The 12987-nt window shown below is 65.6% G+C and carries 10 protein-coding genes; 6 read left to right on the top strand and 4 right to left on the bottom strand.

Annotated elements, in window-relative coordinates:
- Positions 1–118: 118 nt before the first annotated feature.
- From QZY01_RS21035 to QZY01_RS21020, 4 genes are read left to right on the top strand one after another with little or no spacing between them, the layout of a single operon-like run.
- Positions 119–1138: a MoxR family ATPase gene (locus tag QZY01_RS21035; protein WP_294541132.1), complete on the top strand. Its 1020-nt coding sequence runs from the start codon at positions 119–121 to the stop codon at positions 1136–1138.
- Positions 1138–2058, top strand: coding sequence for a DUF58 domain-containing protein (locus QZY01_RS21030; RefSeq protein WP_294541130.1), 921 nt, complete (start codon positions 1138–1140; stop codon positions 2056–2058). The genes QZY01_RS21035 and QZY01_RS21030 overlap by 1 nt, the downstream gene beginning before the upstream one ends.
- The gene (locus QZY01_RS21025) at positions 2055–4841 is read left to right on the top strand and encodes a DUF4159 domain-containing protein (RefSeq protein WP_294541127.1); all 2787 of its coding nucleotides are present in this window, start codon (positions 2055–2057) and stop codon (positions 4839–4841) included. Before QZY01_RS21030 ends, QZY01_RS21025 begins: the two co-directional genes overlap by 4 nt.
- A gap of 16 nt (positions 4842–4857) precedes the next feature.
- The gene (locus QZY01_RS21020; protein WP_294541125.1) at positions 4858–6987 is read left to right on the top strand and encodes a hypothetical protein; all 2130 of its coding nucleotides are present in this window, start codon (positions 4858–4860) and stop codon (positions 6985–6987) included.
- 232 nt (positions 6988–7219) lie between these two features.
- Here the strand turns inward: QZY01_RS21020 and QZY01_RS21015 are convergent, their stop codons facing one another.
- The 4 genes from QZY01_RS21015 to QZY01_RS21000 all read right to left on the bottom strand — a co-directional run bounded on the left by QZY01_RS21015 (position 7220) and on the right by QZY01_RS21000 (position 9874).
- On the bottom strand, positions 7220–7702 hold the full coding sequence (locus QZY01_RS21015; RefSeq protein WP_294541123.1) for a cache domain-containing protein: 483 nt from the start codon (positions 7700–7702) through the stop codon (positions 7220–7222).
- A gap of 398 nt (positions 7703–8100) precedes the next feature.
- The gene (locus QZY01_RS21010; protein ID WP_294541121.1) at positions 8101–8601 is read right to left on the bottom strand and encodes an N-acetyltransferase; all 501 of its coding nucleotides are present in this window, start codon (positions 8599–8601) and stop codon (positions 8101–8103) included.
- Between the two features lie 126 nt (positions 8602–8727).
- The gene (locus tag QZY01_RS21005) at positions 8728–9117 is read right to left on the bottom strand and encodes a cytochrome c family protein (protein WP_294541120.1); all 390 of its coding nucleotides are present in this window, start codon (positions 9115–9117) and stop codon (positions 8728–8730) included.
- Between the two features lie 364 nt (positions 9118–9481).
- Positions 9482–9874 (bottom strand): cytochrome c family protein, encoded by a 393-nt coding sequence (locus tag QZY01_RS21000; protein ID WP_294541118.1) that lies wholly within the window; start codon positions 9872–9874, stop codon positions 9482–9484.
- 239 nt (positions 9875–10113) lie between these two features.
- On the opposite strand from QZY01_RS21000, the gene QZY01_RS20995 reads away from it, so the two are divergent.
- On the top strand, positions 10114–11745 hold the full coding sequence (locus tag QZY01_RS20995) for a RecQ family ATP-dependent DNA helicase (RefSeq protein WP_294541116.1): 1632 nt from the start codon (positions 10114–10116) through the stop codon (positions 11743–11745).
- Between the two features lie 182 nt (positions 11746–11927).
- On the top strand, positions 11928–12881 hold the full coding sequence (locus tag QZY01_RS20990; protein WP_294541114.1) for a crotonase/enoyl-CoA hydratase family protein: 954 nt from the start codon (positions 11928–11930) through the stop codon (positions 12879–12881).
- Positions 12882–12987: the final 106 nt, after the last annotated feature.

Below are 12987 nucleotides of genomic sequence, written 5' to 3'. Positions count from 1 at the left end.
TATGCAAAGCCGCGCCAACCTATATGGTAGGCCGAAGCCCGACAAATTGCGTATCGAATCTTACTCAAAGCTTCGCCAAACAAGTCTTGGCGCGCCGCCGCCCATGGAGAAATCTGGGATGAATGCCGAACCCGCCCTCCGGCCCGAAACCGCTTCCCTGTCCGAGGCGCCGATCGAGACCAGGGCTCAGAACGCCCTCGATACGCTTGGCGTCGCGCGCGCCGCGATCGGCCAGGCGATTTTCGGCCAGGACGCGGTAGTCGAGGAAGCCCTGGTGACGCTGCTTTCGGGCGGCCATGCGCTGTTTGTCGGGGCGCCGGGACTGGCGAAGACGCTGCTGGTCGAGACCTTGGGCCGCGTGCTCGGGCTCGACGCCAACCGGGTGCAGTTCACCCCCGATCTGATGCCGACCGATATTCTCGGCTCGGAAGTGCTGGAGGAAAGCGCCGACCATCGCCGCGCCTTCCGCTTCATCAAAGGGCCGATATTCGCGCAATTGCTGATGGCCGACGAAATCAACCGCGCCAGCCCGCGCACCCAGTCGGCGCTGTTGCAGGCGATGCAGGAATATCATGTCACCATAGCGGGCGAGCGCTATGACCTGCCCAAGCCCTTCCATGTGCTGGCGACGCAGAACCCCCTCGAACAGGAAGGCACCTATCCGCTGCCCGAGGCCCAGCTCGACCGCTTTCTGATGCAGATCGACGTGCCTTATCCCGACCGCGCGGCGGAGCGCCGCATCCTGATCGAAACCACCGGACAGGCGCGTCCAAAACCGTCGCGCGTGCTCGAAGCCGCCGGGCTGATGGAGATTCAGGCGCTGGTGCGGCTGATGCCGGTCGGCGCGGGAATTGTCGAAATCATACTCGATCTGGTCCGCGCGGTGCGGCCGGGCGAAGGCGATCCCGAACTGACCCGGCACATCTCGTGGGGGCCGGGACCCCGCGCGGCGCAAAGCCTGATGCTGGCCTGCCGCGCCCGCGCCCTGACGCAAGGTCGCCTCGCGCCCGGCAAGGCCGATGTGCTGGCGCTCGCCGCGCCGATCCTCAAACATCGCATGGCCCTGACCTATAGCGCCCGCGCCGATGGCGAAAGCGTCGCCGGAGTCATCGACAAGCTGACGCAAAGATTCGCCTGATGGCGCCAGAACCCGCCTTTTTGCCTCAGCAAGCCGCCCGTCCCGATCCAGGCAAGCGGCATGACGCGCTCGATCTGGCGCGGCGGCTGCCGGCTCTGGCGCTGGCCGCGCGGCAGGCGGCGGCCTCGCTGCAAAGCGGGCTGCATGGCCGAAGGCGCGCCGGGATGGGCGAGAATTTCTGGCAATTCCGCCCCTTCATCGCCGGCGAGGCGGCGGCCAATGTCGATTGGCGGCGTTCGGCGCGCGACGACCGGCTCTATGTGCGCGAACGGGAATGGGAGGCGGCGCAGGTCCTGTGGGTCTGGGCCGATCTGTCTGCTTCGATGAATTTCCGCTCGAACGCCGCTTTGCCGAGCAAGCTGGACCGCGCCTTGATTTTGGCGCTGGCTCTGGCCGATTCCTGCGCCCGCGCCGGCGAACGCACCGGCTGGCTCGGCGTGACGCGGCTGATTTCGGCGCGCGACATTGTCGATCGGATCGCCGTGGCGCTGATCGCCGAGGCCCGCCGCAATGGCGAGCGTTTCGAAGACCTGCCGCCGGCCCTGCCGCTGCGTCCGCGCGAAAAGGCGGTGCTGATCGGCGATTTTCTGGTCGAGCCCTCAGCATTCGCCGATCTGGTGCAAAGGCTGGCGGCCCAGGGCGCGCGGGGCCATGCGCTGATGGTTTTCGATCCCGTGGAACAGGCTTTTCCCTTCGCCGGCCAGACCGAGTTTTTCGACGAGACGGGCGCGCTGCTGCGCGCGGGCCGGGCGGAGGATTTTGCCGCCGTGTTTTCCGGGCGGCTCGAAGCCCATCGCGACTCGCTGACGCAGGCGGCGCGGGCGCAGGGGTGGACGCTGAGCCTCCACGGCACCGACCGCCCCGCCGCCGAGGCCCTGCTCCATCTGCGGCTGGCGCTGACGGCGGACGGCGCGCGATGAGTTTTTTCCCGCTGGCCTTTACCGCTCCCTGGGTGCTGCTGGCGCTGGCCGGCGCGCCTTTGCTCTATCTGTTGCTGCGGGTGACGCCGCCGCCGCCGCAACGTGTCGCCTTTCCGCCGCTAAAGCTCATTCTCGACCAGAAAAAGCCCGACGCCACCCCGGCGCGCACGCCGCTCTGGCTATTGCTGTTGCGCCTGGTTCTGGCGGTTCTGGTGGTCTTCGCCATGGCCGGGCCGGTGTTTGCGCCCGCCGGGGCGCCAAGCGCCGGCAAGGGCCCGCTCTTGCTGCTGATCGACGATTTCTGGACCGCCGCCCCGGATTGGAGTTCTCGCGTGGGCGCCGTTGAGGCGCGGCTGGAGGAGGCGGGGCGGCTTGGACAGCCCGCCGCCGTGCTCGCCCTGTCGGAAACGGCGGCGCCGCGGTTGCAGGAAGTTTCCGCCGCGCTGGCGCAGGCGCGGGCGGTTGCGCCCAAAGCCTTCCTCCCCGCGCGGGCTCCGGCTTTGCCGAAGATTGCGCAGTTCCTCAACGCCCATCCGACCGCCCATGTGGTCTGGCTCAGCGACGGGCTGACGGGGTGCGACGGAGAGGTTTTCGCGCGCGAACTCGCCGTTTTGGCTCCGGAGGCGGAAGTTCTGAACGATTTGCGCGCCGTGCGGGCGCTCGCCGGCGCGGATAATCGCGCGGCGACGATGGAGGTTTTGCTGCGGCGATCCGCTGCGACGGGCCCCGCCGAGGGCAAGATCCGGGCTTTCGACGCCAGGGGCGCAAGCCTCGGCGAGGTCGGGTTCACCTTTGCCGGGCTGGAAGCCGCCGCGCATTTCGATCTGCCGACGCCGTTACGCAATGAAATCGCCCGTCTCGACATCGCCTTCGAAAATTCCGCCGGCGCAACCTTCCTGCTCGACGCGGGCGCGCGGCGACGGCGCGTCGGGCTGGTTTCGGGCGGCGCGGTGGAACAGCCGTTTCTCTCGCCGTTGCATTACCTGCGCGACGCGCTCAAGCCTTTCGCCGACCTGCGCGAACCAAAGGCCGGCGATCCCGACGCCATCGCCCATCTGATCGACGAGGGCGTGGATGTGCTGATCCTTGCCGACGCGCAAGTCGGCGGGCCGGAGACGCGCGAAAAACTCGACGCTTATCTGCGGTCCGGCGGCGCGATCCTGCGTTTCGCCGGGCCGCGCCTTGCCGCCGGCGGCGACGATTTCCTGCCGGTTCGGCTGCGCGGCGGCGGCCGCACGCTGGGCGGCGCGCTGTCCTGGGACCGTCCCAAGCCGCTCGCGCCGTTCGACGAGACCAGCCCGTTCTTCGGCCTGACGCCGCCTGCGGAGGCGACGGTGTCGCGCCAGATTCTGGCCGAGCCGGAAGAAGGCCTGCCGGCGAAGACCTGGGCGCGGCTGGCCGACGGCACGCCGCTGGTCACGGCCGAAAAGCGCGGGTCGGGCAGCCTGATCCTTTTCCATGTCTCCGCCGACGCCAATTGGTCTAACCTGCCCCTGTCGGGGCTGTTCGTCGATATGCTGCGCAAAATCGTCGATCGCGCCGGCATCGTAGGCAAACTCGGCGCGTCCGGCGAGGCGGCGGCCCAATCGGCGGCCTATTTGCCGCCGCTGCGGATGCTCGACGGTTTTGGGGCGCTGGTCGCGCCCGCCGCGACCGTCAAGCCCTTGCCCGGCGCGGGCGTCGTCGTCCCCGACGGCGATCACCCGGCGGGCCTGTATGGGGCGCCGGACGCGCCGCGCGCGCTCAACGCCGCCTCGAAGGAGACGCCGCTCGCGCCGCTCGATTTTGCCGCAACCGGGCTCAAGCGGACCGAACTGGCGGGTCCGCGCCCCCTCGATCTGCGCCCGCCCTTGCTGATCGCTGCCTTCGTGCTGGCGCTCGCCGACGCTTTGGCGACCCTGTTGCTTGGCGGTCGCTGGCGGCGGCGGGCCGGACCGGCGCTGGCCGGTTTGGCGCTCGCCGTGTTGTTCGGCGCGGGACCGCCGCCAGCGACAGCGGAGACGCCGCCGTCCAGAGCCGAAACGGTCGAAAAGATTCCGCAAGCCGATATCGACGCGGCGCTGACCACCAAACTCGCCTATATCGTCACCGGCGACGCGCGGGCCGACCGGATCAGCCGCGAGGGACTGACCTCCTTGTCGGAGGTTCTTTCCAATCGCACCGCGCTGGTTCCCGGGGCGCCGCGCGGCGTCGATCCGGCGCGCGACGACTTGTCCTTCTATCCGCTGATCTACTGGCCCATCGCGCCCGAACGGCCGCAGCCGGGAGCGGCAGTGGCCAAACGCATCGGCGCCTATATGAAACAGGGCGGACTGGTGCTGTTCGACACCCGCGACGCCGGGATGCAGGTCGAGGGCGGCCCGCGAACGCCGGCGCAGAACTGGCTGCGGCGTTTTCTCGCAGATATCGACCTGCCGCCGCTGGAGCCGGCGCCGCGCGACCATGTCGTCAACCGCACCTTCTATATTCTCGATGGTTTTGTCGGCCGCACCACCGGCGGCCCGACCTATATCGAGGCATTGCCGCCCGAGACCGACGCCGCCAATCGTCCGGTGCGCGCCGGCGACGGGGTCTCGCCCATCATCGTCGCCTCCAACGATCTGGCGGCGGCCTGGGCCGGCAATGCTTATGGCGAGGCGCTTTATCCGCTCGATCCGGGTGGGCCGCGCCAGCGCGAAATGGCGTTGCGCGCCGGCGTCAATATCGTGATGTACACGCTGACCGGCAATTACAAGGCCGATCAGGTCCACGTCCATGAGTTGCTCGAAAGGTTAGGCCATTGAACGAAGGCTCTGGTCCTTGACGCAGTTCAGTCTCGCCTTCGCGCCACTGGCGCCGCTTTGGCTGCTTGGGGTCTTCGCGGCTTTGGCGCTGGCCGCGGTCGCCGCCGCGCTGATCCTGCGCCGGCGCGGCGCGCTATTGCGCGCGCTGGTCTTCACCCTGTTGCTCGGCGCCTTGAGCGGCCCGTCGCTGGTCGAGGAACAGCGCGAAAATCTGCACGATGTGGTAGCGGTGGTGCTCGACCGCAGCGCCTCGCAGGATTTCGGCGACCGCCGCGCCCAGACCGACGCCGCCCGCGATGCGCTCGACCGGCAGCTCAAGGCGCTCGGCGATGTCGATATCCGCTTGATCGAGGCCGGCGCGGCGCCTTTGAGCGCCGAACTTGCGGACGCCGGGCAGGGCGACGGCACGCGGCTGTTCGCGGCGCTCAACGCCGGCCTCGCCGACGTCGCGTCCGAACGGCTCGGCGCGGTGATCATGGTGACGGACGGCGTCGTCCACGATATTCCCTCTTCGCTTGCCGGCGCCAATCTCAGGGCGCCGCTGCACGTGCTGGTCACCGGCCATGAAGGCGAACGGGACCGCCATATCGTGCTGGTCGAGGCGCCGCGCTTCGGCCTGATCGGCAAGGAGGTGGCGTTCACGCTCAAAGTCGAGGAGACCAACGGGCCGGGCGATCCGGTCGCGGTCACGGTCAAGCGCGACGGCGCCGTGACGACCCGCGTGCTGGCGCGGCCCGGCGAGCCGGTAAAAATTCCGGTGCGGCTCGACCATGGCGGCCAGAATGTGCTGGAATTCGATGCCGAACCGATGGCGGACGAACTGACGCTCGTCAACAACAAGGCGGTGGCGACGGTCGAGGGCGTGCGCGACCATCTCAAGGTCTTGCTGGTGTCGGGCGAGCCCAACCCGGGCGAGCGCGCCTGGCGCAACCTGCTCAAGGCCGACGCCAATGTCGAACTGGTGCATTTCACCATTCTGCGGCCGCCGGAAAAGCAGGACGGGACGCCGATCCGCGAACTGGCGCTGATCGCCTTTCCGACCGCCGAATTATTCGGCGCGAGAATCGGCGATTTCGATCTGATCCTGTTCGACCGCTATTCCAACATGGGCCTGCTGCCGCCGGCCTATTTCGACAATATCGTCCGCTATGTCCGTGACGGCGGCGCGCTCGCCATCGTCGCCGGGCCGAATTTTGCCCAGCCGGACGGACTCTATTACACTCCCATCGGCAAGGTCATCCCGGCCCGCCCGACCGGCGAAGCGATCGAGACGCCGTTTCAACCGGCGCTGTCGCAACTTGGCGCCCGCCATCCGGTGACCCGCGACCTCCCGGGCGCCGGCGCCAGGCCTGCCGTCTGGAGCCCCTGGTTCCGTCAGGAACAGGCCGTTTTCATGCGCGGCGCTCCGGTGCTCGAAGGGGACGGCGGCGCGCCGCTGCTGGTGCTGTCGCGCGAGGGCAAGGGCAGGGTGGCGCTGCTGCTGACCGACCAGAGCTGGCTGTGGTCGCGCGGCTATCGCGGCGGCGGCCCCTATGACGATCTGATGCGGCGCATGTCGCATTGGCTGATGAAGGAGCCGGAGCTCGAAGAGGAATTCTTGCACGCGACCGCGAGGGGCCGGGAGGTTTCGGTCGAGCGCCAGACGCTGGCCGAGACGGTCGCGACCGTCCACGTCGCGGCGCCGTCCGGCAAGCACTTCGATGTCGCCCTGACTCAGGCGGCGCCGGGGCTGTTTCGCGGCAAGCTGAGCGCGGAAGAACTAGGTCTTTATCGGTTGAGCCAAAGGGATTCTGCGGCTGTGGAGTTGACGGCTCTGGTCAATGTCGGGCCGGAAAATCCGCTCGAATATCGCGAAGTGGTCTCGACGACGGAAAAACTGCGGCCTCTGGCGGAAGCCGGCGGCGGTTCGGCGCGGCGGATCGGCGAGGCGTCCGGAAGCGCCATTCGCCTGCCGCGAATCGTCGCAATGCGCGACAGCCCAGTCTATGCGGGCCAGGACTATATCGGCGTCCGCCGCACCGGCGCTAGCGTGGCGCGTGGCATCAGACTGGCGCCGCTCGCGGTCGGCCTGTTCGGTCTTTTGGCGCTGCTCGGCGCGCTGGTCGGCGCCTGGGCTTGGGAGGGGCGGCGGGGGAGGGCGGGCTGAACGACTTGTTCAGCCCGCCAACTCTTTGTTCAACCGCCTGTTTCGTTCCGAAAAGTCCCTAAATTCCGGGGAAATTTTTTAATTCAAGCGCATGTCCTTTTCCGAAAAGTCTGCAACTTTTCGGGAACATGCGTCTTATTCAAGCGCATGTCCTTTTCCGAAAAGTCTGCAACTTTTCGGGAACATGCGCGAGGCGCGACAACTTGTCGTGACGCCGCTCGATGCGGGCGGGCTATTTGTAATAGCCGACTCCGCAGGCGTAATCCTCGTCCACCCGCGTCACGAAGGTCGTCTTGGGGGCCGGTCTCGGGTCCGTCGGCTTGGCGAACAGGTAGTTGATCTCGGTGATCTGGCCTTCCGGCTTCTGTCCCGCGACGAAAAGATCCTGACCGAAGTTCTTGCCGGTCTCGTCCTTCAGGGACCGGATATCCTGTCCGATCAAATCCTTCGCATTGGGGTTGCCTGTGGCGACGAATTTCCCGGTATCGGCATTGGTGCAGAACACATAAATATCGCCGTTCAGGAACCGGCCTCCGCCCTGGTTGAACGTGTCGAAGGCCTGCTCCCGGTTGACTTTCACCTCGGCCACCACATTCAACAGCATGGCCGTGGCAATGTATCGATCCGAGTAGTGTTCGGCGGCTTGAGCGAAACAAGTCGGCGAAAGCGCGAGGACGGCGCCGGACGCCGCGGCAATAATGAATTTGCGTACCATGTCATTTCCTCCCTGAGTGCATATTCCGATTTTTGCGCGTTTTGATTTTTTGACTTTTTGATTTTTTGACTTTTTTCGCAGCTTTTGATTTTTTTCAGGTTTTGCAGGCGTTCGCGGGGGCCATTTCGCCGCCTTCTGTTGTTTTGTCGGCGCCTCCGGGAAAGCTTGCGCTTGAGTTTACATCACAGATGCGTCTTGCGAAATAGCGCCATTCTTCCAACAGGCGAGGAACGGTTTTTTGGCGTCCGGGGGAGATTTTGTCATCGGCGCGCGGCGAGGGCTTCGCGTCCGCGCCGGCCTTGCCTGGCGCGACACCCAAAGCCTGCTCGTAGATCCTTGTTTTATAGCGATTTTTTTGGCGACGCCGCAGTGTCCGTCGCGCCGAATGGACGACGGTTCTAAATAAACAGGGTCACCGCACCGCGATAATCTTCCAGTGCCCCGGGTTGCAATTCGCAATGCAGCAGCCGCGCCGGATCGACCGGGCCGGGGAACTGGAAACGGCCAAAAGGCGTGCGCGAAAAGCCGAGGCGTTCGTAAAACGGCGGGTCGCCGACGAGAATGACCAGTTTGTGGCCGGCGGCCCTGGCGGTGTCGAGCGATTTTTGCGCCAGAGCCTCGCCGAGGCCGCGGGTGCGAAACGCCTCCTCGACCGTGAGCGGGCCGAGCAGCAAAGCCGGCGCGCCGCCGATGGCGATGCGGGTCAGGGTATTGGCGCCGACCAGCATCCCGCCGATTCGCGCCAGATAGGACAGGGTCCAGTCCGGCGCCACGCCCTCGCGCAGGCGGTAGGCGGTCTTGGCGAAACGGCCGGGGCCGAAGGCGCGCGCCTCCAGCTTGCGGATGGCGGGCAGATCGGCGGCGGTTTGCAGCGCATAATCGAGCGACAGATCGGTCATCCGCGCCGTTTAAGACTTCGGCCGGCAAAGGGAAAGCGCCAATTTGCGGAATCGCCGCGCCAGCAACAAAAAGCCGACCGCGACAGGCGCGACCGGAGTCGAATACAGGGCAAGGCCCGAAACGGCCTATTTGGAGCCATCGGCCTTGAACTGGGAGATAAAGGCCCAGAGATTGTCGCGGTCGGCCTCAGCCGGCAGGCCGGGGAAAGACATTTTGGTCCCGGGAATCTTCTTCTGCGGCGCGGCGATATAGTCCTTGAAAGTCGCCTCGTCCCAGGTCAGGCCGGAATTCTTGTTGACGTCGGAATAGGCAAAGCCTTCGTAGCCGCCGGCCTTGCCGCCGACGAGGCCGTTCAATTGCGGGCCGACGCCGTTTTTGGCGCCGGGGCCGATCTTGTGGCAAGAAGCGCATTTGTTGAAAACCTTGCCGCCGGCAACGGGGTCGCCGGCGGCCAAGGCGGTCGAGGAGGCCATCGCCAGGATGGCGGCGGCCGAAAGGGCATGTATCCGTTTCATGCTTTGCTTCCTCCCTTGCTATCGGGACTTGGCGCCCGATTCGGTGCAAATTGGCGCCGCCCGTCGACAGGGCGTCGCGCGGCGCAACCGCAATCTAGGCTTTGGCAGAGCGCATGACAATCGGGCGCGACATGCCGCTTTCGTCTGTTGCAGCGGGCGCCGGCCGGTCCGTTGCTCTTGAGTCGCCTGCACGCCGGGTCGAGCCGGCGGTCATCCCGCAGAAATGCCTGGAGCGGGCAAGAGCCCGCTCCAATGTTTCCAAAAATGCCTGGAGCGGGCAACGGCCCGCTCCAATGGTTCAGAACATCGATTTGAGGGAAGAACCCTCGCCATCTCGTCCGAACGACGTTACTTCAGATAAACCCTATTTGGAGCCGTCGGCCTTGAACTGGATGAGATAGGCCCAGATGTTGTCGCGGTCGGCCTCTACCGGCAGGCCGGGGTAGGTCATTTTCGTGCCGGGAATCTTCTTCTGCGGCCCGGCGATATATTCCTTGAACGTCGCCTCGTCCCAGGTCAGTCCTGAATTCTTGTTGGCGTCGGAATAGGTATAGCCTTCGGCGGTTCCGCTCTTGCGTCCCTGGAGACCGTTCAAAACAGGACCGACGCCGTTCTTGGCGCCGGGGCCGACCTTGTGGCAGGCGGCGCATTTGTTGAAAACCTTGGCGCCCGCTTCGGGGTCGCCGGCCGCGGCGAAGGCGGTCGAGGACATCGTCGCAAATATGGCGGCGGCCGACAGAGCCTGGATCAGTTTCATGCTTGTTTTCCTTCCTTGCGGTCGGGACTAGGCGCCCGAATCGGTGCAAAATAGTGCAGCCTGCGACCGGCCATCGCGCGGCGCGGCGACAATCTAGGCTTTGGATCGGTTCATGACAATCGGGCGCGCGGCAATGTTGCTTTCGACTTTGGCGCCCTTTTCGTCGGGGGCGCCGATTTTTGCGGGCGGGGGGGCTGAAGAAAGCCGTAAAATGGCGATTCGTTCCGTGGCTGACGGCGATGGCTGATTTGGCTGCGGCGCGGACAATCTTGCGCGAAAAATTCGGTTTCGACGATTTCCTGCCCGGCCAGCGCGAGGCGATCGAAGCCGTGCTCGACGGCGAGGATGTTTTCGTCGTCTGGCCGACTGGCGGCGGCAAATCGCTGATCTACCAATTGCCCGCGATCCTGCGTCCCGGCCTGACCCTGGTGGTCTCGCCCCTGATCGCGCTGATGCGCGACCAGGCGCAGAAGCTGCAAAGGCAAGAAATTGCGGCGGCGGCGCTTCATGCCGATATGGCGACGGGCGCCTATGCCAGGATCCGCGCGGATGTCGAGCGCCGCGCTTTGAGCCTGCTCTATCTCTCGCCGGAACGGCTCGCCGATCCGGAAACGGTCGAATTTCTGCGGGCGGCGGATGTGCGCCTGCTGGCGGTGGACGAGGCCCATTGCGTCGCGCAATGGGGTCATGATTTTCGCCCCGAGTATGCCCGGATCGGCGAGGCCTCCAGGACTCTGGGCTTTCCGCAAATGGCGGCGACGACCGCGACGGCGGCGCCGGCGACGCGCGCGCAAATCGTCGAAAACCTGTTCGCCCGCCCGCCGCGCGAATTGATCGGCTCGTTCCGCCGCAAGGCCATCGCGCTTTCCGCCCTGCCGCAGGGACGCGATCCTATCGGCCAGATTGTCGATCTGGTCGTGGCGCGGCGCGATGTCAGCGGAATTATTTATTGCGGCTCGCGCAGCAAGGCCGATCGCGTGGCGCAGGCGCTGGTCGAGGCCGGCTGCCGGGCGGCCTCCTATCACGCCGGCCTGCAAGAGCGCTTGCGCGCGCAGCGGCAGGACGAATTTCTGGCGCGCTCCGATGCGGTGATGGTGGCGACGGTCGCCTTCGGCCTCGGCATTGACAAGCCGGATGTGCGCTATGTCATCCATGGCGACATCCCGGATCATCTCGAAACGCTCTATCAGGAGACAGGCCGAGCCGGGCGCGATGGGCGCCCAGCCGAGGCCATCGCGCTTTATGCGCCGAAAACTCTGTCGCAATTGCGCGCGGCGCGATTCGAGTTGGCGCGTCTCGATCCGGTCTCGGCGCGGCGCATGAAAATCCTGGCCGAATATTTCACCGCCGGCGATTGCCGGGAGCAACGCCTGCTCGCGGCGCTGGGGGAGCAGAGCCCGGCCTGCGGCCAATGCGACAATTGCCGGCGGCGGTCCGGTTTTCTTGGGCGTTTCGACTTGTCGCGGCGTTTGGCGCGGCTGGCGCGCGAGGCGCCGAGCGAGGCGCGGGCTTTGGCCCGCTGCGCCATCACGTCGGGAATGGCGCGGTTGTCGCGCGCGCCGTCGCCGGACGAGCCCGAGGCGGCGGGACTCGCGGCGCCCTTTGTTCCCTCCCCGCCCGAACCGGCGCGCAATGTTGAACAGACGCGCCGTCTTCGCGCCTTGCGCGAGGCGCGATTGACGATTGCGCGGAAAGCCGGCGTCGCTCCGGCGCGGCTTATCGATGAGGCGGCGCTGGCGAGCCTCATCGACGCGCCTCCGGTCGATCTGGCGGAACTGGTCTCCCGCTGCGGCGACGAAAGCGGCCAGCTCGCGCGCTTCGGCGCGCCGCTGATCGAGGCCGCGCGGGGGGGCGAGGCGTCGCGCCTTTAGCAGTATATGCATTTTAAACTACTGATTAAAAACAATAATTTCTGATATAAATTTTTGGCTGTTTTTGGCTTTGGCGTCCCAAAATAACATTTGGGGCTTTAAAGGTTTGTTAAGCTTTTCTATCGTGCCCCTGATCTCGCTTGAATGTTCGAGTCATGATCCAGTCTTTAGAGTTTTTGTCTGTGCGTACCGCTTCGCCCGTTCCCAGCCCACTGGGCGATCCGCCAACGCCGGGCGGAACCCGCGACGAGGCGCTGCCGCAATGTCTCGATTTTCTGGCCAAACCGCGACACATGCTGGATGTACGGTTCGATCCGGTCTCCAGAACCGTTTGGTGCGCCATGCGCCACGAAAACACCGTGAGCTGGACTCTGCCTTTGCTGCAGGAACTCAACGCGCTGAACGCCGACATCCGCGCCCTGTATGAGCAGAATGATTTCGTCGAACCGCCGATCAAATTCTTCATCGGTGGTTCGCTGCGGCCCGACGTGTTCAGCATGGGCGGCGACCTGCCTTTCTTTGTCGACCGCGTGCGCGCGCGCGACACGGAGGGCCTGCGCTCATACGCCTATGCCTGCGTCGAGGCGATCTATGAGAATTACCATGGCTTCGATTCGCCGGTCGTCACCATGGCCTTGCTGGAAGGAGACGCGCTGGGCGGCGGTTTCGAGGCGGCGCTGAGTTGCCAGTTCGTCATTGCCGAACGGGGAGTCAATCTCGGTTTTCCCGAAGCCCTGTTTCAGACTTTCCCCGGCATGGGCGCTTATAGCCTCGTGTCGCGCCGACTCGATCCGGCGCGCGCGGAAAAGCTGATCCTGTCCGGGCGCATGTGCAAGGCCGAGGAATTGCATGAGATGGGCCTGATCGACATCCTCGCCGAAAAAGGCGAGGGTCAGGCGCGCGCCCAAAGGTTCATCGCCGACAACGGCAAGCGCCACGCGCTGCTGGGGGCCATCGGCAAGGTGCGGCGGCGGATCGCGCCGCTGACTCGCGAGGAACTGCGCGACATCACCGACATCTGGGTTGAATCGGTGATGAATCTCGCTCCGATCAACCTTCGAAAGATGGAAATGCTCGCCATGTCGCAGGATCGGCTGTTCCAGCAGGCGGCCAGCCAGCGCTTCAGGCAGTCCTGAGGGCCGGGCCAAAGACTGTTCCGCGACGGCAACCCGCAAAAAAAAGGCCTTTAAAAAAAACAGGGCGTCTGGAACTTTTCCAGACGCCCTTGGTGGACGGCGACGT

Source organism: uncultured Rhodoblastus sp. (assembly GCF_903903185.1).
In the GTDB taxonomy this organism is placed as follows: domain Bacteria; phylum Pseudomonadota; class Alphaproteobacteria; order Rhizobiales; family Beijerinckiaceae; genus Rhodoblastus.
Note: the sequence above shows the minus strand (reverse complement) of the source record. Positions and strands in the feature narration are given on the sequence as shown.

Excerpts from the sequence above, each read along its gene's own strand:
- QZY01_RS21010 (WP_294541121.1), bottom strand. The coding sequence starts at position 8,601 with ATGACCGATCTGTCGCTCGATTATGCGCTGCAAACCGCCGCCGATCTG.
- QZY01_RS21015 (WP_294541123.1), bottom strand. The coding sequence starts at position 7,702 with ATGGTACGCAAATTCATTATTGCCGCGGCGTCCGGCGCCGTCCTCGCG.
- QZY01_RS21025 (WP_294541127.1), top strand. The coding sequence starts at position 2,055 with ATGAGTTTTTTCCCGCTGGCCTTTACCGCTCCCTGGGTGCTGCTGGCG.
- QZY01_RS21000 (WP_294541118.1), bottom strand. The coding sequence starts at position 9,874 with ATGAAACTGATCCAGGCTCTGTCGGCCGCCGCCATATTTGCGACGATG.
- QZY01_RS21030 (WP_294541130.1), top strand. The coding sequence starts at position 1,138 with ATGGCGCCAGAACCCGCCTTTTTGCCTCAGCAAGCCGCCCGTCCCGAT.
- QZY01_RS20995 (WP_294541116.1), top strand. The coding sequence starts at position 10,114 with ATGGCTGATTTGGCTGCGGCGCGGACAATCTTGCGCGAAAAATTCGGT.
- QZY01_RS21035 (WP_294541132.1), top strand. The coding sequence starts at position 119 with ATGAATGCCGAACCCGCCCTCCGGCCCGAAACCGCTTCCCTGTCCGAG.
- QZY01_RS21005 (WP_294541120.1), bottom strand. The coding sequence starts at position 9,117 with ATGAAACGGATACATGCCCTTTCGGCCGCCGCCATCCTGGCGATGGCC.